At 71.7% G+C, this 21,725-nt stretch carries 18 protein-coding genes; 16 read left to right on the forward strand and 2 right to left on the reverse strand.

The window, feature by feature from the left end:
- Window positions 1-163: 163 nt before the first annotated feature.
- Window positions 164-664 (reverse strand): transcriptional regulator BldD, encoded by a 501-nt coding sequence (gene bldD / locus ACFYW9_RS18875; RefSeq protein WP_037621142.1) that lies wholly within the window; start codon window positions 662-664, stop codon window positions 164-166.
- Window positions 665-909: 245 nt separating this feature from the next.
- Here bldD and pyrR point away from each other — a divergent pair, with 245 nt between their 5' ends.
- The 14 genes from pyrR to ACFYW9_RS18945 all read left to right on the forward strand — a co-directional run bounded on the left by pyrR (window position 910) and on the right by ACFYW9_RS18945 (window position 17,894).
- The gene (pyrR, locus tag ACFYW9_RS18880) at window positions 910-1,500 is read left to right on the forward strand and encodes a bifunctional pyr operon transcriptional regulator/uracil phosphoribosyltransferase PyrR (RefSeq protein WP_326788929.1); all 591 of its coding nucleotides are present in this window, start codon (window positions 910-912) and stop codon (window positions 1,498-1,500) included.
- An 82-nt stretch (window positions 1,501-1,582) separates the two neighbouring features.
- A complete protein-coding gene (locus ACFYW9_RS18885; RefSeq protein WP_351862523.1) occupies window positions 1,583-2,560 on the forward strand; it encodes an aspartate carbamoyltransferase catalytic subunit in 978 nt (325 codons plus the stop codon).
- Window positions 2,561-2,564: 4 nt separating this feature from the next.
- Window positions 2,565-3,851: a dihydroorotase gene (locus ACFYW9_RS18890; protein WP_351862524.1), complete on the forward strand. Its 1,287-nt coding sequence runs from the start codon at window positions 2,565-2,567 to the stop codon at window positions 3,849-3,851.
- A complete protein-coding gene (locus ACFYW9_RS18895) occupies window positions 3,848-4,414 on the forward strand; it encodes a hypothetical protein (RefSeq protein ID WP_389151272.1) in 567 nt (188 codons plus the stop codon). Before ACFYW9_RS18890 ends, ACFYW9_RS18895 begins: the two co-directional genes overlap by 4 nt.
- Window positions 4,411-5,568, forward strand: coding sequence for a glutamine-hydrolyzing carbamoyl-phosphate synthase small subunit (carA, locus tag ACFYW9_RS18900; protein ID WP_389151275.1), 1,158 nt, complete (start codon window positions 4,411-4,413; stop codon window positions 5,566-5,568). Before ACFYW9_RS18895 ends, carA begins: the two co-directional genes overlap by 4 nt.
- Window positions 5,561-8,869, forward strand: coding sequence for a carbamoyl-phosphate synthase large subunit (gene carB, locus ACFYW9_RS18905; protein WP_351862527.1), 3,309 nt, complete (start codon window positions 5,561-5,563; stop codon window positions 8,867-8,869). Before carA ends, carB begins: the two co-directional genes overlap by 8 nt.
- A gap of 130 nt (window positions 8,870-8,999) precedes the next feature.
- Entirely contained in the window at window positions 9,000-10,106 is a 1,107-nt protein-coding gene (locus ACFYW9_RS18910; RefSeq protein ID WP_389151708.1) for a quinone-dependent dihydroorotate dehydrogenase, read from the forward strand.
- Window positions 10,103-10,945 carry an orotidine-5'-phosphate decarboxylase gene (pyrF, locus tag ACFYW9_RS18915; RefSeq protein ID WP_389151279.1) on the forward strand — a complete coding sequence of 281 codons (843 nt, stop codon included), beginning with the start codon at window positions 10,103-10,105 and terminating at the stop codon, window positions 10,943-10,945. The genes ACFYW9_RS18910 and pyrF overlap by 4 nt, the downstream gene beginning before the upstream one ends.
- A gap of 308 nt (window positions 10,946-11,253) precedes the next feature.
- The gene (locus ACFYW9_RS18920; RefSeq protein ID WP_081223334.1) at window positions 11,254-11,577 is read left to right on the forward strand and encodes an integration host factor; all 324 of its coding nucleotides are present in this window, start codon (window positions 11,254-11,256) and stop codon (window positions 11,575-11,577) included.
- 37 nt (window positions 11,578-11,614) lie between these two features.
- Window positions 11,615-12,208, forward strand: coding sequence for a guanylate kinase (gmk, locus tag ACFYW9_RS18925; protein WP_328667005.1), 594 nt, complete (start codon window positions 11,615-11,617; stop codon window positions 12,206-12,208).
- Window positions 12,209-12,245: 37 nt separating this feature from the next.
- A complete protein-coding gene (gene rpoZ, locus ACFYW9_RS18930; protein WP_003982715.1) occupies window positions 12,246-12,518 on the forward strand; it encodes a DNA-directed RNA polymerase subunit omega in 273 nt (90 codons plus the stop codon).
- Window positions 12,519-12,608: 90 nt separating this feature from the next.
- A complete protein-coding gene (gene coaBC, locus ACFYW9_RS18935; protein WP_389151284.1) occupies window positions 12,609-13,811 on the forward strand; it encodes a bifunctional phosphopantothenoylcysteine decarboxylase/phosphopantothenate--cysteine ligase CoaBC in 1,203 nt (400 codons plus the stop codon).
- Between the two features lie 236 nt (window positions 13,812-14,047).
- Window positions 14,048-15,256 (forward strand): methionine adenosyltransferase, encoded by a 1,209-nt coding sequence (gene metK / locus ACFYW9_RS18940; RefSeq protein WP_389151287.1) that lies wholly within the window; start codon window positions 14,048-14,050, stop codon window positions 15,254-15,256.
- A 481-nt stretch (window positions 15,257-15,737) separates the two neighbouring features.
- Entirely contained in the window at window positions 15,738-17,894 is a 2,157-nt protein-coding gene (locus ACFYW9_RS18945; protein ID WP_389151290.1) for a primosomal protein N', read from the forward strand.
- 292 nt (window positions 17,895-18,186) lie between these two features.
- Here the strand turns inward: ACFYW9_RS18945 and ACFYW9_RS18950 are convergent, their stop codons facing one another.
- Window positions 18,187-18,729: a hypothetical protein gene (locus ACFYW9_RS18950; RefSeq protein ID WP_351862533.1), complete on the reverse strand. Its 543-nt coding sequence runs from the start codon at window positions 18,727-18,729 to the stop codon at window positions 18,187-18,189.
- Between the two features lie 533 nt (window positions 18,730-19,262).
- Here ACFYW9_RS18950 and fmt point away from each other — a divergent pair.
- Window positions 19,263-20,195, forward strand: a complete 933-nt coding sequence (gene fmt / locus ACFYW9_RS18955) for a methionyl-tRNA formyltransferase (protein WP_351862534.1) — start codon at window positions 19,263-19,265, stop codon at window positions 20,193-20,195.
- A gap of 62 nt (window positions 20,196-20,257) precedes the next feature.
- Entirely contained in the window at window positions 20,258-21,691 is a 1,434-nt protein-coding gene (locus tag ACFYW9_RS18960; protein ID WP_389151293.1) for an RsmB/NOP family class I SAM-dependent RNA methyltransferase, read from the forward strand.
- The last annotated feature ends 34 nt before the right edge of the window (window positions 21,692-21,725 follow it).

Genomic DNA, 21,725 nt, shown 5'->3' on the forward strand with positions numbered 1-21,725 from the left:
CTGTGGCCCCCGCCGCCCCCCCCCCCGCCCCCCGCCCGCGCCGGCCCCCCGCCCCGCCCCGCCCCGCCCCCCCCCCCCGCCGGCCGCCCCCGCCCCCCCCCCCCCCCCCCCCCCCCCCCCCCCCCCCCCCCCCCCACGTTTCTGCTGAGCTGTCCTAAGGGATTCAGCCCTCGTCGTGGGCGACCGCGCGGCGCGCGTCCGCGTCCAGGACGCCCCAGCTGATCAGCTGCTCGGTCAGGACCGAGGGGGACTGGTCGTAGATCACGGCGAGGGTGCGCAGGTCGTCCTGGCGGATCGACAGCACCTTGCCGTTGTAGTCGCCGCGCTGCGACTGGATCGTCGCCGCGTAGCGCTGGAGCGGGCCCGCCTTCTCGGCCGGCACGTGCGCGAGCCGCTCGAGGTCGAGGACCAGCTTCGGCGGCGGCTCGGCGGCCCCGCCCGGAGTGGTGCCGGGCAGCAGTTCCTGGACCGGAACCCCGTAGAAGTCCGCCAGCTCGGCGAGACGCTGTACGGTGACGGCGCGGTCGCCGCGCTCGTACGAACCGACCACGACCGCCTTCCAGCGGCCCTGCGACTTCTCCTCCACGCCATGGAGGGAAAGGCCCTGCTGGGTGCGGATGGCGCGGAGCTTGGCCCCGAGCTGTTTGGCGTATTCGCTGGACATATAGCTCCCCGGACGCTGTATCAACGTGCGGCTCCGCCGCGCGGCTGGTGACTCACTGTGAGGTTACGCAGCGTTACTCTCCCCCGTCAAGCCGAAGGATTTTCGACCGCCCTCGGGCGGGTGTCACGCAGGGGTGGCTCAAACCGATGTGATCAGCTGCGTTGCCGGGCTGGTACCGTTGATGGCGCAAATCCGACGTCCTTTAATGATCCGTCCCGTGAGGCGGAGAAGGAGGTCCGTTTCTTATGGACACCGAGCACGACAAGCAGCAGTACGAAGCCGATGCGCGGCCCGTTCTGGAGGCGCCCGACATCGCGCGGGTGCTGACCCGCATCGCCCACGAGATCGTCGAACGCGCCAAGGGCGCCGACGATGTGGTGCTCCTCGGCATTCCGACCCGGGGTGTGTTCCTCGCCCGCAGGCTGGCCGACAAGCTCGAGGAGATCACCGACCGCAAGATCCCGGTCGGCTCCCTCGACATCACCATGTACCGCGACGACCTGCGCATGCACCCGCCCCGTGCGCTGGCCCGCACCGAGATCCCCGGTGACGGCATCGACGGCCGCCTCGTCGTCCTCGTCGACGACGTGCTCTTCTCCGGCCGCACCATCCGCGCCGCGCTCGACGCGCTGAACGACATCGGCCGGCCGCGCGCCGTGCAGCTCGCGGTCCTCGTCGACCGGGGCCACCGCGAACTGCCCATCCGCGCCGACTACGTCGGCAAGAACCTCCCCACGTCGCTGCGGGAGACGGTCAAGGTCCAGCTCGCCGAGGAGGACGGTCGCGACACCGTGCTGCTCGGTGCCAAGCGGACCTCCCCGGGCGAGCGCCAGTAGCACTCCGGCCCGTGCCGCGACGTGCGCTCCCGCGCGCCCGCATGCCCGAATCCTCCCTGAACTTCCCTACGGAGCCTGACAGATGCAGCGTCATCTCATCTCGGCCGCCGACCTCACCCGCGACGACGCCGTCCTGATCCTCGACACCGCCGAGGAGATGGCCCGGGTCGCCGACCGGCCGATCAAGAAACTGCCGACCCTGCGCGGCCGCACCGTCGTCAACCTCTTCTTCGAGGACTCGACCCGCACCCGGATCTCCTTCGAGGCCGCCGAGAAGCGCCTCTCCGCGGACGTCATCAACTTCACCGCCAAGGGATCGAGCGTCTCCAAGGGCGAGTCCCTCAAGGACACCGCCCAGACCCTGGAGGCGATGGGTGTCGACGCCGTCGTCATCCGGCACGGCGCCTCCGGAGCCCCCTACCGGCTCGCCACCTCCGGCTGGATCGACGCCGCCGTCATCAACGCGGGCGACGGCACCCACCAGCACCCCACGCAGGCCCTGCTCGACGCCTTCACCATGCGCCGCCGGCTCGTCGGCAAGGACGCCGGGATCGGCCAGGACCTGTCCGGCAAGCGCATCACGATCGTCGGCGACGTCCTGCACAGCCGCGTCGCCCGCTCCAACGTGGACCTGCTGCACACCCTCGGGGCCGAGGTCACCCTCGTCGCGCCGCCCACCCTGGTGCCGGTCGGCGTGGAGAGCTGGCCCTGCGAGATCTCGTACGACCTCGACAGCACCCTTTCCAAGTCCGACGCCGTGATGATGCTGCGCGTGCAGCGCGAGCGGATGAACGCGGCGTTCTTCCCCACCGAGCGCGAGTACTCGCGTCGCTACGGGCTCGACGGCGACCGCATGGCGAAAATGCCGGAGCACGCCATCGTGATGCACCCCGGTCCGATGGTCCGCGGCATGGAGATCACCGCGGAGGTCGCCGACTCCGAGCGCTGCACCGTCGTCGAGCAGGTCGCCAACGGTGTCTCCATCCGCATGGCCGTCCTGTACCTGCTCCTGGGCGGCAACGAGCCCGCCGTCACCCACACCCGTACCGAGGAGAAGTAAGACCATGAGCAAGATCCTTATCCGTGGTGCGCGGGTGCTCGGCGGCGAGCCGCAGGACGTCCTGATCGACGGCGAGGTCATCGAGGCCGTCGGTACCGGCCTGTCCGCCGAGGGCGCGGAGGTCGTCGAGGCCGACGGCAAGGTGCTGCTGCCGGGCCTGGTCGACCTGCACACCCATCTGCGCGAGCCGGGCCGCGAGGACTCCGAGACCGTGCTGACCGGCACCCGCGCGGCGGCGAGCGGCGGATTCACGGCCGTGTTCGCCATGGCCAACACCTTCCCGGTCGCCGACACCGCCGGTGTGGTCGAGCAGGTCTACCGGCTCGGCCGGGAGCACGGCTACTGCGACGTGCAGCCGATCGGCGCGGTCACCGTCGGCCTGGAGGGCAAGAAGCTCGCCGAGCTCGGCGCCATGCACGAGTCCGCCGCCGGCGTCACGGTCTTCTCCGACGACGGCAAGTGCGTCGACGACGCGGTGATCATGCGCCGCGCGCTGGAGTACGTGAAGGCCTTCGGCGGTGTCGTCGCCCAGCACGCCCAGGAGCCCCGCCTCACCGAGGGCGCCCAGATGAACGAGGGCGTCGTCTCCGCCGAGCTCGGTCTCGGCGGCTGGCCCGCGGTGGCCGAGGAGTCGATCATCGCCCGGGACGTCCTGCTCGCCGAGCACGTCGGCTCCCGCGTCCACATCTGCCACCTGTCGACCGCCGGCAGCGTCGAGATCGTCCGCTGGGCCAAGTCCCGCGGCATCGACGTCACCGCCGAGGTCACCCCGCACCACCTGCTCCTCACCGACGAACTGGTGCGGTCGTACAACCCGGTCTACAAGGTCAACCCGCCGCTGCGCACCGAGCGCGACGTCATGGCGCTGCGTGAGGCCCTCGCCGACGGCACGATCGACATCGTCGCCACCGACCACGCGCCGCACCCCCACGAGGACAAGGACTGCGAGTGGGCCGCCGCCGCCATGGGCATGGTCGGCCTGGAGACCGCGCTGTCCGTCGTCCAGCAGACGATGGTCGAGACGGGACTCCTCGACTGGGCCGGCGTCGCCGACCGCATGTCCGTGAAGCCCGCCGCGATCGGCCGGGCCACCGGCCACGGACGTCCCGTCTCGGCAGGTGAGCCCGCCAACCTCACGCTCGTCGACACCGCATACCGTGGGACCGTGGACCCCGCTGGCTTCGCCTCGCGCAGCCGCAACACCCCCTACGAGGGCCGTGAGCTGCCGGGCCGGGTCACCCACACCTGGCTGCGGGGCAAGGCCACCCTCGTCGACGGGAAGCTCGCGTGACACCTCTCCTCTCCATCGCCGCCGCACAGAAGTCCGCGGAAGTGACCGACTGGTCCGCCCGGATCGGCTGGCTCGTCGGCCTCGCGCTCTTCGTCGCGCTCGTCTACTGGCTGATGCGCGAGGGCTGGAAGTGGCGCGGCACCCTCCAGGGCGACCTGCCCGAGCTTCCCGACGCGCCGGAAGACCCCGGTCCGGCGAGACTGAGCATGAGCGGCCGCTACCACGGCTCCACCACCGCCGGGCAGTGGCTCGACCGCATCGTGGCGCAGGGCCTGGGTACCCGCAGCCGGGCCGAGCTCACCCTGACGGACGCGGGACTGGACGTCGTACGCCCCGGAGCGGACGACTTCTTCATCCCGGCCGCGCAGCTGCGCGGGGCCCGGCTCGACAAGGGCATCGCGGGCAAGGTCCTCACCGAGGGCGGACTCCTGGTCGTGACCTGGGCGCACGGCGACCGGCTCCTCGACTCCGGATTCCGTTCGGACCGCGCTGCCGAGCACAACGAATGGGCCGACACCCTGAACGACATGATCAACAAGACGGAAACGGAAGGCGCACGATGACGACCTCCACTCAGGGGAACGCCGCACAGAAGGAGAAGGCGCTTCCCGCCGTACTCGTCCTGGAGGACGGCCGGGTCTTCCGCGGCCGCTCCTACGGGGCCGTGGGGGAGACCTTCGGCGAAGCGGTGTTCTCCACCGGCATGACCGGCTACCAGGAGACCCTCACCGACCCGTCCTACCACCGCCAGGTCGTCGTGATGACCGCCCCGCACGTCGGCAACACCGGCGTCAACGACGAGGACCCCGAGTCCAAGCGGATCTGGGTCGCCGGATACGTCGTCCGCGACCCCGCGCGCGTGCCCTCCAACTGGCGCTCGCGCCGCTCCCTGGACGAGGAACTGCGCAACCAGGGTGTCGTCGGCATCAGCGGCATCGACACCCGCGCCCTCACCCGCCACCTGCGCGAGCGCGGCGCCATGCGCGTCGGCATCTTCTCCGGCAACGCGCTGCCCGACGCGGGCACCATGCTCGCCGAGGTGCGCCAGGCGCCCGAGATGAAGGGCGCGGACCTCTCCGCCGAGGTCGCCACCAAGGAGACGTACGTCGTCCCCGCGATCGGTACGAAGAAGTTCACCGTCGCCGCCGTCGACCTCGGTATCAAGGGCATGACCCCGCACCGGATGGCCGAACGCGGCATCGAGGTGCACGTGCTGCCCGCGACGGCCACCGCCGAGGACGTCTACGCCGTGAACCCGGACGGCGTCTTCTTCTCCAACGGCCCCGGAGACCCGGCGACCGCCGACGGTCCCGTCGCCCTCATGCGGGAAGTCCTCGCCCGGAAGACCCCGCTCTTCGGCATCTGCTTCGGCAACCAGATCCTCGGCCGCGCCCTCGGCTTCGGCACGTACAAGCTGAAGTACGGCCACCGCGGCATCAACCAGCCCGTGCAGGACCGTACGACCGGCAAGGTCGAGGTCACCGCGCACAACCACGGCTTCGCCGTAGACGCCCCGCTCGACAAGGTCTCCGAGACCCCCTTCGGCCGCGCCGAGGTCTCCCACGTCTGCCTCAACGACAACGTGGTGGAGGGCCTCCAACTGCTCGACCAGCCGGCCTTCAGCGTCCAGTACCACCCCGAAGCGGCGGCAGGACCCCACGACGCCGCCTACCTGTTCGACCGCTTTGTTTCCCTGATGGAGGGCCAGCGTGCCTAAGCGCACCGATATCCAGTCCGTCCTGGTCATCGGCTCCGGCCCGATCGTCATCGGCCAGGCCGCCGAGTTCGACTACTCCGGCACCCAGGCGTGCCGCGTCCTCAGGTCCGAGGGCCTGCGGGTCATCCTCGTCAACTCCAACCCGGCGACGATCATGACCGACCCGGAGATCGCCGACGCCACCTATGTCGAACCGATCACCCCCGAGTTCGTCGAGAAGATCATCGCCAAGGAGCGCCCCGACGTCCTGCTGCCGACGCTCGGCGGCCAGACCGCCCTCAACACCGCGATCTCCATGCACGAGCAGGGTGTGCTCGCGAAGTACGGCGTCGAACTCATCGGCGCCAACATCGAGGCGATCAACAAGGGCGAGGACCGCGACCTCTTCAAGGGCGTCGTCGAGGCCGTGCGCGAGAAGATCGGCCACGGCGAGTCCGCCCGGTCCGTCATCTGCCACACCATGGACGACGTGATCGCGGGCGTCGACACGCTCGGCGGCTACCCCGTCGTCGTCCGCCCCTCCTTCACCATGGGCGGCGCCGGCTCCGGCTTCGCCCACGACGAGGACGAGCTGCGCCGCATCGCCGGCCAGGGCCTCACGCTCTCCCCGACCACCGAGGTGCTCCTGGAGGAGTCCATCCTCGGCTGGAAGGAGTACGAGCTGGAGCTGATGCGCGACAAGAACGACAACGTCGTGGTCGTCTGCTCCATCGAGAACTTCGACCCGATGGGCGTCCACACCGGCGACTCCATCACCGTCGCCCCGGCCATGACGCTCACCGACCGCGAGTACCAGCGGCTGCGCGACATCGGCATCGCGATCATCCGCGAGGTCGGCGTCGACACCGGCGGCTGCAACATCCAGTTCGCGGTCAACCCCGAGGACGGCCGCATCATCGTCATCGAGATGAACCCGCGCGTCTCGCGGTCCTCGGCCCTCGCCTCCAAGGCGACCGGCTTCCCCATCGCCAAGATCGCGGCCAAGCTCGCCGTCGGCTACACGCTCGACGAGATCCCGAACGACATCACCGAGAAGACCCCGGCCTCCTTCGAGCCGACCCTCGACTACGTCGTCGTGAAGGCCCCGCGCTTCGCCTTCGAGAAGTTCCCCTCCGCCGACTCCACCCTCACGACCACCATGAAGTCGGTCGGCGAGGCCATGGCGATCGGCCGCAACTTCACCGAGGCGCTGCAGAAGGCGCTGCGCTCGCTGGAGAAGAAGGGCAGCCAGTTCACCTTCGTGGGTGAGCCCGGTGACAAGGACGAGCTGCTGCGCGAGGCCGTCCGGCCCACCGACGGCCGCATCAACTCCGTCATGCAGGCCATCCGCGCGGGCGCCACGCCCGAGGAGGTCTTCGAGTCCACGAAGATCGACCCGTGGTTCGTCGACCAGCTCTTCCTGATCAAGGAGATCGCGGACGAGCTGACCGCCGCGGACAAGCTCTACCCCGAGCTGCTCGCCGAGGCCAAGCGGCACGGCTTCTCCGACGTCCAGATCGCCGAGATCCGCGGGCTGCGCGAGGACGTCGTCCGCGAGGTGCGGCACGCGCTGGGCGTGCGCCCGGTCTACAAGACGGTCGACACCTGCGCCGCCGAGTTCGCCGCGAACACGCCGTACTTCTACTCCTCGTACGACGAGGAGACCGAGGTCGCGCCCCGCGAGAAGCCCGCGGTGATCATCCTGGGCTCCGGTCCGAACCGCATCGGCCAGGGCATCGAGTTCGACTACTCCTGCGTCCACGCCTCCTTCGCGCTCAGCGACGCGGGCTACGAGACCGTGATGGTCAACTGCAACCCCGAGACCGTCTCCACGGACTACGACACCTCCGACCGCCTGTACTTCGAGCCGCTGACGCTGGAGGACGTGCTGGAGATCGTGCACGCGGAGTCGCTGGCCGGTCCGATCGCCGGTGTGATCGTGCAGCTCGGCGGCCAGACCCCGCTGGGCCTGTCGCAGGCGCTCAAGGACAACGGCGTGCCGATCGTGGGCACCTCGCCCGAGGCCATCCACGCAGCCGAGGACCGCGGCGCGTTCGGACGGGTCCTCGCGGAGGCGGGTCTGCCGGCCCCCAAGCACGGCACCGCCACCACCTTCACCGAGGCCAAGGCCATCGCCGACGAGATCGGCTACCCCGTCCTGGTGCGCCCCTCGTACGTCCTCGGCGGACGCGGCATGGAGATCGTCTACGACGAGACCCGGCTGGCCTCCTACATCGCCGAGTCCACCGAGATCAGCCCCACCCGGCCGGTCCTGGTCGACCGGTTCCTCGACGACGCGATCGAGATCGACGTCGACGCGCTGTACGACGGCGAGGAGCTCTACCTCGGCGGCGTCATGGAGCACATCGAGGAGGCCGGCATCCACTCCGGCGACTCGGCGTGCGCGCTGCCGCCGATCACCCTCGGCGGGTTCGACATCAAGCGGCTGCGCGCCTCGACCGAGGCCATCGCCAAGGGCGTCGGCGTCCGCGGCCTGATCAACATCCAGTTCGCGATGGCCGGGGACATCCTCTACGTCCTCGAGGCCAACCCGCGCGCCTCGCGCACCGTCCCCTTCACCTCGAAGGCGACCGCGGTGCCGCTCGCGAAGGCGGCGGCCCGCATCTCGCTGGGCGCGACCGTCGCCGAGCTGCGCGCCGAGGGCCTGCTCCCGGCGAACGGCGACGGCGGCACCCTGCCGCTGGACGCGCCGATCTCCGTCAAGGAGGCCGTCATGCCGTGGTCGCGCTTCCGCGACATCCACGGCCGCGGCGTCGACACGGTGCTCGGCCCGGAGATGCGCTCCACCGGCGAGGTCATGGGCATCGACTCCGTCTTCGGCACGGCGTACGCCAAGTCGCAGGCCGGCGCGTACGGCCCGCTGCCCACCAAGGGCCGCGCGTTCATCTCGGTCGCCAACCGCGACAAGCGCTCGATGATCTTCCCGGCGCGTGAACTCGTCGCCCACGGCTTCGAGCTGATGGCCACCTCCGGCACGGCCGAGGTGCTCAAGCGCAACGGCATCCACGCCACGGTCGTGCGCAAGCAGAGCGAGGGCGAGGGCCCCAACGGCGAGAAGACCATCGTCCAGCTCATCCACGACGGCGAGGTCGACCTCATCGTCAACACGCCGTACGGCACCGGCGGCCGTCTCGACGGCTACGAGATCCGCACGGCGGCCGTGGCCCGCTCGGTCCCGTGCCTGACGACGGTGCAGGCGCTCGCCGCCGCCGTCCAGGGCATCGACGCGCTCAACCACGGCGACGTGGGCGTGCGCTCGCTCCAGGAACACGCCGAGCATCTGACCGCGGCGCGCGACTAGCAGCCCTGAGGGGGACACCGGAAACGGTGTCCCCCTCTTCGCGAGGCCCCTCTTCGCGAGGCCCCCTCTTCGCGAGGCTCCCTGCCCCTTCAAGAGGCGCCCCTCACCGGGCACTTTCGAGGACATGATCATGTACAAGCTGTTCTTCAACCTCGTCTTCAAGCGGATGGACCCGGAGCAGGCACACCATCTCGCCTTCCGCTGGATCCGGCTCGTCGCCCGCGTCCCCGTCCTGCGCACCTTCGTCGCCGCCGCGCTCGCGCCCCGCTACAAGGAGCTGCGCACCGAGGCGCTCGGCCTGCGTATGCACGGGCCCTTCGGCCTCGCGGCGGGCTTCGACAAGAACGCCGTGGCCATCGACGGGATGTCGATGCTCGGCTTCGACCACATCGAGATCGGCACGGTCACCGGGGAGCCGCAGCCGGGCAACCCCAAGAAGCGGCTGTTCCGCCTCGTGCCGGACCGCGCGCTGATCAACCGCATGGGATTCAACAACGAGGGCTCCGCGGCCGTCTCCGAGCGCCTGGCGGCCCGCACGCCCGTGTTCAGGACCGTCGTGGGCGTCAACATCGGCAAGACCAAGACCGTCCCCGAGGCGGAAGCCGTCGGCGACTACGTCAAGTCCGCCGAACGCCTCGCCCGGCACGCCGACTACCTCGTCGTGAACGTGTCCTCCCCCAACACCCCGGGACTGCGCAACCTCCAGGCCACCGAGGCGCTGCGGCCGCTGCTCAGCGCCGTGCGCGAGGCCGCCGACCGTGCCGTCACCGACCGGCGCGTCCCGCTCCTCGTCAAGATCGCGCCCGATCTCGCCGACGAGGACATCGACGCGGTCGCCGACCTCGCCGTCGAGCTCGGCCTGGACGGGATCATCGCCACGAACACCACCATCGCCCGCGAGGGACTCGGACTGACGTCCGACCCCTCCCTGGTGAAGGAGACCGGCGGCCTCTCCGGCGCGCCGCTCAAGGCGCGCTCCCTGGAGGTGCTGCGCCGCCTCTACGCGCGCGTGGGCGACCGGATCACCCTGGTGGGCGTCGGCGGCGTCGAGAGCGCCGAGGACGCCTGGCAGCGCATCCTGGCCGGCGCCACCCTGGTCCAGGGCTACAGCGCCTTCATCTACGAGGGCCCCTTCTGGGGCCGCGCCATCCACAAGGGTCTCGCCGCCCGCCTGCGGACGAGCCCGTACACCACCCTCGCCGACGCGGTCGGCGCCGACGTGAGGAAGTCCGTATGAGCCTGGAACCCTTCGGCGCGCGCCTTCGCCGCGCCATGGACGAGCGCGGTCCCCTGTGCGTGGGCATCGACCCGCACGCGTCCCTGCTCGCCGACTGGGGGCTCGGCGACGACATCGCGGGCCTGGAGCGCTTCAGCCGTACGGTGGTCGAGGCGCTCGCCGAGCGGGTCGCCGTCCTCAAGCCGCAGAGCGCGTTCTTCGAGCGGTTCGGTTCGCGCGGGATCGCCGTCCTGGAGAAGTCGGTCGAACAGGCACGGGAGGCCGGTGCGCTGGTCGTGATGGACGCCAAGCGCGGCGACATCGGCTCGACCATGGCCGCGTACGCCGAGACCTTCCTGCGCAAGGACGCGCCGCTCTTCTCGGACGCGCTGACGGTGTCGCCGTACCTCGGCTACGGCTCGCTGAGGCCCGCGGTGGAGCTGGCGCGCGAGAGCGGGGCCGGGCTCTTCGTCCTCGCGCTCACCTCCAACCCGGAGGGCGGCGAGGTGCAGCACGCGGTGCGGGCGGACGGACGCAGCGTCGGGGCGACGATGCTCGGGCACCTGGCGGCCGAGAACGCGGACGAGAGGCCGCTCGGCTCCTTCGGAGCGGTCGTCGGCGCCACTCTGGGCGATCTCTCCTCCTACGACCTGGACATCAACGGCCCGCTCCTCGCGCCCGGCATCGGCGCCCAGGGGGCGACCGCGGCCGATCTGGCGGGTGTCTTCGGGGCCGCCGTGCGCAACGTCGTCCCGAACGTGAGCCGGGGTGTCCTGCGTCACGGCCCCGACGTCATGGCCCTGCGGGAGTCGGCCGAGGGGTTCGCGGAGGAGATCAGGGCGGCCGTCGCGGCCGCCTGAGCGTTCCGACAGCCGTTCGAGAGGCCTCCGACGAGTGCCTTCGGGAGTCCCCGAGTCTGGATACACCCTCAAATCCGGGGAGGTATGTCGTAAATGTCGGGCTCCAGGGAGGCTGACCAGGACTTTTCCTCTGTTCTCGCTGACTCCGGCGCACTTGCCCGCTAGTCTCCGTCGAGTGGGAGCACCTCCTGGGCCGTCAAGGCAGCAGGGAGAACGGGCGAGCGTGTTGCCCGGGGCTCCCCGGTGTGGGGCGACTAGGTTCCTCACCGGTCCGTATCCGACAGTTCGACATCCGAGGTGACGTAGGCGTGGCTCTTCCGCCCCTTACCCCTGAACAGCGCGCAGCCGCGCTCGAAAAGGCCGCCGCGGCTCGCCGGGAGCGGGCCGAGGTCAAGAATCGACTCAAGCACTCCGGCGCCTCTCTTCACGAGGTCATCAAGCAGGGCCAGGAGAACGACGTCGTTGGCAAGATGAAGGTCTCCGCTCTCCTGGAGTCCCTGCCGGGCGTGGGCAAGGTCCGCGCCAAGCAGATCATGGAGCGACTCGGGATCTCCGAGAGCCGCCGCGTGCGCGGTCTCGGCTCGAACCAGATCGCCTCTTTGGAGCGCGAGTTCGGTGGTTCCGGCGCCTGAGTCCTGGACACACCAGGATTGCTGGAATAATCGCTGCATGGCTGTAACACCCCGGGGGACGTCCCCCGTACCCCCGGACGCACGTCCGCGGCTGACCGTGCTCTCCGGCCCCTCGGGGGTCGGCAAGAGCACGGTCGTCGCTCATATGCGCAAAGCACACCCCGAGCTGTGGCTCTCGGTGTCGGCGACGACCCGCAAGCCGCGCCCCGGTGAGAAGCACGGAGTCCACTATTTCTTCGTCTCCGACGACGAGATGGACAAGCTGATCGCCAACGGCGAGCTCCTGGAGTGGGCCGAATTCGCCGGCAACCGCTACGGCACCCCGCGTGCCGCGGTCATGGAGCACCTGGAGTCGGGCAAGCCGGTCCTCCTGGAGATCGACCTCCAGGGAGCCCGGCAGGTCCGCGAGTCCATGCGGGAAGCGCTCCTCGTGTTCCTGGCCCCGCCCTCCTGGGAGGAGCTGGTGCGCAGGCTCACCGGGCGCGGCACCGAACCGCCCGAGGTGATCGAGCGTCGGCTGGACGCGGCCAAGATCGAACTGGCCGCCGAGCCGGAGTTCGACGTCACCCTGGTCAACACCTCCGTCGAGGACGTGGCGCGTGAGCTGCTAGCCTTGGTGGCAGTTGTTTGATCTTTCAGGTCAATTTCCACCTTTCGGAAGGCAGAGCGTGTCCTCTTCCATCACTGCTCCCGAGGGCATCATCAACCCTCCGATCGACGAGCTTCTCGAGGCCACCGACTCGAAGTACAGCCTGGTGATCTACGCGGCCAAGCGTGCCCGCCAGATCAACGCGTACTACTCGCAGCTCGGCGAGGGCCTCCTCGAGTACGTCGGTCCGCTCGTCGACACCCACGTCCACGAGAAGCCGCTGTCGATCGCCCTGCGCGAGATCAACGCGGGACTGCTGACCTCCGAGGCCGTCGAGGGCCCCGCTCAGTAGTCGTCCAATGCTCATCCCAGGCCCGGCGGCGCGACTGTCGGGCCTGTGGTGTGTCATGGAGTCGTAGATTTCCGAGCCCGGGGAGAGACGGTGGACAAGCCGAAGGTCGTTCTGGGGGTCAGCGGTGGCATCGCCGCGTACAAGGCCTGTGAGCTGCTGCGACGACTGACGGAGTCGGGACACGACGTACGCGTCGTGCCCACCGCCTCCGCGCTGAACTTCGTCGGCGCCGCCACCTGGTCCGCCCTCTCGGGCCACCCCGTGTCCACCGAGGTCTGGTCGGACGTCCACGAGGTCCCGCACGTCCGCATCGGGCAGCACGCCGACCTCGTGGTGGTCGCCCCCGCGACGGCCGACATGCTCGCCAAGGCCGCCCACGGGCTGGCCGACGACCTCCTGACGAACACACTGCTCACCGCCCGCTGTCCGGTCGTCTTCGCGCCCGCCATGCACACCGAGATGTGGGAGCACCCGGCGACGCAGGAGAACGTGGCGACGCTGCGGCGGCGCGGCGCCGTCGTCATCGAGCCCGCCGTGGGGCGTCTGACCGGCGTCGACACCGGCAAGGGGCGGCTGCCCGACCCGGGGGAGATCTTCGAGGTCTGCCGCCGTGTCCTCGCCCGCGGGGTCACCGAGCCGGATCTCGCCGGACGGCACGTCGTCGTCAGCGCCGGCGGCACCCGCGAGCCCCTCGACCCGGTCCGCTTCCTCGGCAACCGCTCCTCCGGCAAGCAGGGGTACGCGCTCGCCCGCACCGCGGCCGCGCGCGGCGCCAGGGTCACCCTGATCGCCGCGAACACGGGGCTGGCGGACCCGGCAGGGGTCGACGTGATCCAGGTCGGCACCGCCGTGCAGATGCGGGAAGCCGTGCTGAAGGCGGCCCCGGACGCCGACGTGGTGGTGATGGCGGCCGCGGTGGCGGACTTCCGGCCCCAGACGTACGCGGCCGGAAAGATCAAGAAGAAGGACGGCAAGGAACCGGAGCCGATCGTTCTGGTCCGTAATCCGGACATCCTCGCGGAGATCTCCGCGGACCGCGCGCGCCCTGGCCAGGTCGTGGTGGGATTCGCCGCCGAGACCGACGACGTCCTGTCCAACGGACGGACCAAACTGGAGCGCAAGGGCTGCGATCTCCTGGTGGTGAACGAGGTGGGGGAGCGCAAGACCTTCGGTTCCGAGGAGAACGAGGCGGTGGTGCTCGGAGCCGACGGAAGTGAGACCCCGGTGCCCTACGGACCCAAGGAAGCCTTGGCCGAGACGGTGTGGGACCTGGTGACACGCCGACTGGTGTGAATCCTCTCCCGTCACACCTGTCACACAAATCGCGCAAAATCGGGCGTGGCGACCCTGGCGGAGACCCATGGCCATGGCGCAGAATGCCCGTGCCGCAGGTCACAGGCCTTCCGAGAGGCGAGACAGGGGTCCCGCGGCCGAGTGCGACCGATAAACTGTTCTCGGACGACGCCGGGCGCAGCCCCCGGCCGTCCACCAATGATCAGCCAGCAGCCGCTGCAACCACAGGGAGCGTTGTGTCCCGTCGCCTGTTCACCTCGGAGTCCGTGACCGAGGGTCACCCCGACAAGATCGCTGACCAGATCAGCGACACCATTCTCGATGCCCTCCTGCGCGAGGACCCGACGTCCCGGGTCGCCGTGGAGACGCTCATCACCACCGGCCTGGTGCACGTGGCCGGAGAGGTCACGACCAAGGCGTACGCGCCGATCGCCCAGCTCGTCCGCGACAAGATCCTGGAGATCGGCTACGACTCCTCGAAGAAGGGCTTCGACGGGGCGTCCTGTGGCGTGTCGGTGTCGATCGGGTCCCAGTCCCCGGACATCGCGCAGGGTGTCGACACGGCGTACGAGTCCCGTGTCGAGGGCGACGAGGACGAGCTGGACAGGCAGGGCGCCGGCGACCAGGGCCTGATGTTCGGGTACGCGACGGACGAGACCCCGAACCTGATGCCGCTCCCGATCCACCTCGCGCACAAGCTCTCGCGCCGGCTGTCCGACGTCCGCAAGAACGGGACCATCCCGTACCTGCGCCCCGACGGCAAGACCCAGGTCACCATCGAGTACGACGGCGACAAGGCGGTCCGTCTGGACACCGTCGTCGTCTCCTCGCAGCACGCCTCGGACATCGACCTGGAGTCCCTGCTCGCGCCCGACATCCGCGAGTTCGTGGTGGAGCCGGAGCTGAAGGCCCTCCTCGACGACGGCATCAAGCTGGAGACCGAGGGCTACCGCCTGCTGGTGAACCCGACCGGCCGCTTCGAGATCGGCGGCCCGATGGGCGACGCCGGCCTCACCGGCCGCAAGATCATCATCGACACGTACGGCGGCATGGCCCGCCACGGCGGCGGCGCCTTCTCCGGCAAGGACCCGTCCAAGGTCGACCGCTCCGCCGCCTACGCGATGCGCTGGGTCGCGAAGAACGTCGTCGCCGCGGGCCTCGCCTCGCGCTGCGAGGTCCAGGTCGCCTACGCGATCGGCAAGGCCGAGCCGGTCGGTCTGTTCGTCGAGACCTTCGGCACCGCCAAGGTCGACGCGGAGAAGATCGAGACCGCCATCACGGACGTCTTCGACCTCCGTCCGGCGGCCATCATCCGCGACCTCGACCTGCTCCGCCCGATCTACTCCCAGACCGCCGCCTACGGCCACTTCGGCCGTGAGCTGCCCGACTTCACGTGGGAGCGGACGGACCGGGTGGACGCGCTGCGCAGGGCCGCGGGCCTGTAGTCCGCGAACGCCTCGTCACAACCGTGAGGCCCGGTACCCCGAGGGGTGCCGGGCCTCACGGCTTGCCGGAAGCCCCACCCTTCCGGGAGCCCCACCCTTCAGGGAGCCTCACGGGCTGCCGGAAAAGCCTCACGGCCGCGCGGAAAAACGGTGGCCGGTCCGAGCCCGGGTCCGTACGCTGACGATCTCCCGGTGCGATGGCCGCGGTTACTTCGGTGGAGTACGCCCACGGCGTGCGGTGAATCTGGATCACGTTCCGCTGCCGCCCTGATCTCGGGAGAACCGGTGTCGTCCGGCCCGGTGCGACGGCCGCGGATACTTCTGGGGCGATGACCCCTCGCAGGTTCGAATCCTGCTGCCGGTCCCCGACCGGTATGGCCGAGCGGTCCATGGCGAAAGCGCCGTCAAGGCGTTCGCGATCCGCGTCCGGCCCGATCTCGGGCGGGCGGCGCTGTCAGTGCGGTCTGGTAGGAATACTGCTGTGAGCAGCGCGAACGGGCGATCCGAGGACAGCGCGGGCGGCGCGGACGGCGCACCGCCCGAGCAGCTTGCGCTGATCCGGGAGACCGTGCGGCAGGCCAAGGCACCGAAGGCGAAGCCGCGGACCTGGCGGGGTGCCCCGCTGGCGAGGGAACTGCCCGTCGCGCGGGTGCTCGTCGACAAGGGCGTGCTGCACCTCGACCGGTACTTCGACTACGCCGTGCCCGAGGACCTCGACGCCGTCGCGCAGCCGGGCGTGCGGGTGCGGGTCCGCTTCGGCGCGGGCGGGCGCACCGTGCGCGAGGGGCGGCGCGAGGGCGGCGGTCTCATCGACGGATATCTCGTCGAGCGGGTCGCCGAGTCCGACTACTCCGGGCCCCTGGCCGCCCTCGCCCAGGTCGTCTCGCCCGAACCCGTCCTCGGACCCGAACTGCTGGGGCTGGCCCGCGCCGTCGCCGACCGGTACGCGGGTTCGCTGGCCGACGTGCTGCAACTGGCCGTGCCGCCCCGGCACGCCCGTGCCGAGGCGCGGGAGTCGCCGGCGCCCCCGCCGCCGCCCGCCGCACCCGACCCCGGGACCTGGCGGCGCTACGGGCGAGGCGCCGACTTCCTCGCCTCGCTCGCCTCCGGCGGCGCCCCGCGCGCGGTGTGGACCGCGCTGCCCGGTCCCGAGTGGGCCGAGGAGATCGCCCGCGCGGTGCAGGCGACGCTCGCCTCCGGGCGCGGCGCGCTCGTCGTCGTCCCGGCGGGCCGGCCCGCCGCCCGCGTCGACACGGCCCTCAAGTCCCTGCTGGGCGAGGGGCATCACGCCGTGCTGACCGCCGACGCCGGACCGGAGCGGCGCTACCGAGACTGGCTCTCCGTACGGCGCGGGTCCGTCCGGGCCGTGGTCGGCACCCGGGCCGCCATGTTCGCGCCGGTGCGGGACCTGGGCCTGGTCGTCGTCTGGGACGACGGCGACGACGGACACAGCGACGACAACGCTCCCTTCCCGCATGTCCGGGAAGTCCTGGAGCTGCGCGCCTCACGCGACAAGTGCGGCTTCCTGCTGGGAAGTTGGACGTGCACGGTGGAGGCGGCGCAACTGGTCGAGAGTGGCTGGGCGCTGCCGCTGGCCGCCGACCGGGACCAGGTGCGTGCCGCCGCGCCGCTGGTGCGGACCGTCTCGGACGGCGACCTCGCCCGCGACGAGGCAGCACGGGCCGCCCGGCTGCCGACGCTCGCCTGGCAGACCGTCAGGGAAGGGCTGAAGCACGGGCCCGTGCTGGTCCAGGTGCCCCGGCGGGGATACGTGCCCCGGATGGCCTGTGCGCGGTGCCGGGAGCCCGCGCGGTGCCGGCACTGCGCGGGGCCGTTGGAGGCGCAGGACGCCCAGGCGCTGCGCTGCGGGTGGTGCGGGCGGGACGAGACGGCCTGGCACTGCCAGGAGTGCGGCGGGTTCCGGCTGCGGGCGCAGGTCGTCGGCGCCCGGCGGACCGCCGAGGAACTGGGGCGGGCGTTCCCGGCCGTGCCGGTGCGCACGTCCGGGCGGGAGCAGGTGCTGGACACGGTGTCCGCGGCACCCGCCCTGGTGGTCAGCACACCGGGGGCCGAACCGGTCGCCGAGGGCGGGTACGCGGCGGCCCTGCTGCTCGACGGCTGGGCCATGCTCGGACGGCCCGATCTGCGGGCCGGCGAGGACGCGTTGCGCCGGTGGACGGCGGCCGCCGCGCTGGTCCGTCCGCAGGGAGCGGGCGGCACGGTCGCGGTCGTGGCCGAACCGACCCTGCGGCCCGTGCAGGCGCTCGTGCGATGGGATCCGGTCGGGCACGCGGTGCGTGAACTCGCCGAGCGGGCCGAGCTGGGATTTCCGCCCGTCTCGCGGATGGCGGCGGTGTCCGGGGCGCCGGAGGCGCTCGCCGGGTTCCTCGCGGCTGCCGAACTGCCGCGCGACGCCGAGGTGTTGGGGCCCGTACCGCTGTCGGCCGGTGAGGCGGGGCGGCCCAGGCGGCCCGGTGGACCGCCTCCCGGGGAGCCCGGGGAACGGGTGCTCATCCGGGTGCCCCCGGGCAGTGGCGCCGCTCTGGCGGCGGCGCTGAAGAGCGCGCAGGCGGCGCGCATGGCCCGCGGGGGCGGTGACCCCGTACGCATCCGGATCGATCCGCCCGACATCGGGTGAGGCCGCCCGACATCGGGTGAGGCCGCCCGACATCGGGTGAGGCCGGGTGGGATCCGGTGGGGTCGCGCCGAGCGCGGGTCGTGGACCGTGTGCCGCACAGGTGCCCGCCCCGGACCGTGTGGGTGACCGGGTGACCGGGTGACCCGATGTCAGGGGGGCATGCTTCCGCTCGTCGGCAGGAAGCGCGGGCCGACCGGGGGCTGGAGGGGGAAGGACTCGGCACGGGTGTGCGCAGGGGACTGCCCCCCCGGGGCCTGGCGCCGGGAGGCAGTTGTCGTCTCGGACGGTCGGGTCAGCCGTTGCGCGGGCCCGGGAGGGCCGTGGGCCTGACCTCGTTGCGGAGCGTCGGACTGCCGGCCGTCGGCTGGGTCGGCATGGAGTGGGCGGCGGGGACGGTCGGCACCGACGGCAGGGCGGCGTTGACGGCGACCGTACGCGTGTCGGCGGTCTCCGTGGCGCGTTCCGCCTCGGCGGCGGCCTGGGCGGCGGCTCGGCGGGCGCCGTAACGCCGGTGCACCGCCTGCTTGGTGACGCCGAGGGCCGATCCCACCGCGTCCCACGAGAAGCCGAGGGAGCGGTCGAAGTCCACGGCGGCGGTGACCAGGGTCTCGACGCTGTCCCGCAGTTCCTGGGCGAGACGGACGGTCGGGGCGGGGGCGCGTCCGTAGACGACGAAGCCCGTGGAGGGGCCGGCGCGGCGTGGGCGGTAGACGTTGCCCAACTGGGCGGTGAGTGTGCGCAGTGCGTCCACCTGCCGACGGACCCGCTCGATGTCCCGCACCAGCAAGTGCAGGCTGGCCCGAGCCTGGGCGTCGTGGGTTGCATGGTCGGCCATGAACAAGCCTCTCGAACCGTCGTTGAAAGGGATCGGGCCGCTGGTCTGCGGTCCGCTGTGGTCAACTCTTTCTTGACCAACGCGTGGACGGGTGAGTGGTCACGGGTGCAAGGGCGCAAGAGCATATGAACGGGGCGCGTCCCGCGCTGTACGCCCCCCGTCGTGCGATCGACGCGCCCCGTGCGCCTACGGGCGGCCCCCTCCGCCTGCGCCGACGGCCGGTCCGCACCACCCGGACCCGTACGCGGACGGCGCGTACCGCCGGAGCCCGGCCGCGGCGGGCCGGCGCGCACCCGTCAGGCCAAGTGCTTCCCGGATACGCCGAACACAGCCCGTCCCCGTACATCGCCCGTCCCGGTGCCCCGCCCGCGCGGCCGTACCGCCCGTGCGGGCCCGGGGACATGGCCCTGTGGAGAACGCCCGGGCCTCCGGGCCCCGCGCGGCATAGACTGGTGCGCTGCCCCGTGCACGGCCCGAACCGGTACGCGCGCGGGGGATGGAAGTGCTCCCGCCCGAGAGGCCAACCACCACCCATGAAGCTCGTCTTCGCAGGCACCCCCGAGGTCGCCGTTCCCGCCCTGGACGCCCTGATCGCCTCCGGGCGGCACGAGGTGGCCGCCGTCGTGACCCGGCCGGACGCGCCGGCCGGACGGGGGCGACGGCTCGTCGCGAGTCCGGTCGCCGAGCGGGCGGAGCAGGCCGGGATCGAGGTGCTCAAGCCCGCGAAGCCCCGGGACGAGGATTTCCTGGCCCGGCTGCGGGAGATCGGCCCGGACTGCTGTCCCGTCGTCGCGTACGGGGCGCTGCTGCCCCGGGTCGCCCTCGACGTCCCCGCCCAGGGCTGGGTCAACCTGCACTTCTCGCTGCTGCCCGCCTGGCGCGGCGCGGCTCCCGTGCAGCACGCGATCATGGCCGGGGACGAGATCACCGGCGCCTCCACCTTCCTGATCGAGGAGGGCCTCGACTCGGGGCCGGTGTACGGGACCGTCACCGAGGAGATCCGGCCCACCGACACCAGCGGGGACCTGCTCACGCGGCTCGCCTTCGCCGGGTCGGGACTGCTCGCCGCGACGATGGACGGGATCGAGGACGGCACGCTCAAGGCCGTGCCGCAGCCCGCCGACGGCATCAGCACCGCGCCGAAGATCACCGTGGAGAGCGCCCACGTCGACTGGGCCGCCCCGGCGCTGCGCGTCGACCGCGTGGTGCGCGGGTGCACGCCCGCACCCGGCTCCTGGACCGTCTTCCGCGACGAGCGCCTCAAGCTCATCCAGGTCGCGATGGTGCCCGACCGCACGGATCTCGCCCCGGGCGAGCTGTCGGTCGCCAAGAACAACGTGTACGTGGGCACCGGTTCCTTCGCCGTGGAGCTGCTCTGGGTGCAGGCCCAGGGCAAGAAGCCCATGCGCGCGGCCGACTGGGCCCGCGGGGTGCGCATTCCGTCCGGGGAGCGGCTCGGAGTCTGACGCCGGACCTGCGGCGTACGCTGATAAGCGCATCTTTTTCCTGGATCCGGAGCACCTTTTTCGTGAGTGAGCAGCCCAGTCGGCCGCAGAAGCCCGGCAAGCCCTACCGCCGCCCCCAGAAGGACCCGGTCCGCATGCTCGCCTTCGAGGCGCTGCGGGCCGTGGACGAGCGGGACGCCTACGCGAACCTCGTCCTGCCCCCGCTGCTGCGCAAGGCGAGGCAGAAGGACGACTTCGACGCACGGGACGCCGCGCTCGCCACCGAGCTGGTGTACGGCACGCTGCGCCGCCAGGGGACGTACGACGCCGTCATCTCGGCCTGCGTCGACCGGCCGCTGCGGGAGGTCGACCCGCCGGTCCTCGATGTGCTCAGCCTCGGGGTCCACCAGCTGCTCGGCACGCGCATCCCGACGCACGCGGCCGTCTCCGCCTCGGTCGAGCTGGCCCGGGTGGTGCTCGGCGACGGGCGGGCCAAGTTCGTGAACGCCGTGCTGCGCAAGGTCGCGCGGCAGGACCTCGACGCCTGGCTGGAACAGGTCGCCCCGCCCTACGACGAGGACGCCGAGGAGCACCTCGCCGTCGTGCACTCGCACCCGCGCTGGGTCGTCTCCGCGCTCTGGGACTCCCTCGGCGGCGGCCGGGCCGGCATCGAGGACCTGCTGGAGGCCGACAACGAGCGGCCCGAGGTGACCCTGGTCGCCCGGCCCGGACGCTCCACCGCCGGGGAACTCCTCGACGCCCTCGACGAGGACTCGGCGCTTCCCGGGCGCTGGTCCCCGTACGCCGTGCGGCTCACCGAGGGCGGCGAGCCGGGCGCCATCGACGCCGTACGGGAGGGCCGTGCGGGTGTCCAGGACGAGGGCAGCCAGCTGGTGGCGATCGCCCTGGCGAACGCGCCGCTCGACGGCCCCGACCGGGCCTGGCTGGACGGCTGCGCCGGACCCGGCGGCAAGGCCGCGATGCTGGCCGGCCTCGCCGCCCGGCGGGGAGCGACGCTGCTCGCCTCCGAGAAGCAGCCGCACCGCGCGGGGCTCGTCGCCAAGGCACTCGCCGGGAACCCCGGCCCCTACCAGGTCATCGCCGCCGACGGCACCCGCCCGCCGTGGCGGCCCGGCACCTTCGACCGGGTGCTCATGGACGTGCCCTGCACGGGTCTGGGCGCGCTGCGCCGCCGTCCCGAGGCCCGCTGGCGGCGTCGCCCCGAGGACCTGGACGGCTTCGCGTCGCTCCAGCGCGGGCTGCTGCGCACGGCGCTCGCATCGGTGCGGGTCGGCGGTGTCGTCGGGTACGCGACCTGCTCGCCGCACCTCGCCGAGACCCGCGCGGTCGTCGACGACGTCCTCAAGCACTTCGAGGACGGCTCCGCCGAACTGCTCGACGCCCGTCCGCTGCTGCCCGGCGTGCCGGCGCTCGGCGACGGCCCCGACGTCCAGCTGTGGCCGCACCTGCACGGGACGGACGCGATGTACCTGGCCCTGATCCGCCGAACCGCCTGATCCGACGCTCCCGGGTCTGTCGTCCGGGTCGCTC

Source organism: Streptomyces sp. NPDC002698, assembly GCF_042888945.1.
GTDB lineage: Bacteria > Actinomycetota > Actinomycetes > Streptomycetales > Streptomycetaceae > Streptomyces.

Bases quoted from the DNA above. Each gene is read 5' to 3' on its own strand.
- bldD (WP_037621142.1), bottom strand. From the start codon at position 664: ATGTCCAGCGAATACGCCAAACAGCTCGGGGCCAAGCTCCGCGCCATC.
- pyrR (WP_326788929.1), top strand. From the start codon at position 910: ATGGACACCGAGCACGACAAGCAGCAGTACGAAGCCGATGCGCGGCCC.
- ACFYW9_RS18885 (WP_351862523.1), top strand. From the start codon at position 1,583: ATGCAGCGTCATCTCATCTCGGCCGCCGACCTCACCCGCGACGACGCC.
- ACFYW9_RS18890 (WP_351862524.1), top strand. From the start codon at position 2,565: ATGAGCAAGATCCTTATCCGTGGTGCGCGGGTGCTCGGCGGCGAGCCG.
- carA (WP_389151275.1), top strand. From the start codon at position 4,411: ATGACGACCTCCACTCAGGGGAACGCCGCACAGAAGGAGAAGGCGCTT.
- ACFYW9_RS18910 (WP_389151708.1), top strand. From the start codon at position 9,000: ATGTACAAGCTGTTCTTCAACCTCGTCTTCAAGCGGATGGACCCGGAG.
- pyrF (WP_389151279.1), top strand. From the start codon at position 10,103: ATGAGCCTGGAACCCTTCGGCGCGCGCCTTCGCCGCGCCATGGACGAG.
- gmk (WP_328667005.1), top strand. From the start codon at position 11,615: ATGGCTGTAACACCCCGGGGGACGTCCCCCGTACCCCCGGACGCACGT.
- ACFYW9_RS18950 (WP_351862533.1), bottom strand. From the start codon at position 18,729: ATGGCCGACCATGCAACCCACGACGCCCAGGCTCGGGCCAGCCTGCAC.
- fmt (WP_351862534.1), top strand. From the start codon at position 19,263: ATGAAGCTCGTCTTCGCAGGCACCCCCGAGGTCGCCGTTCCCGCCCTG.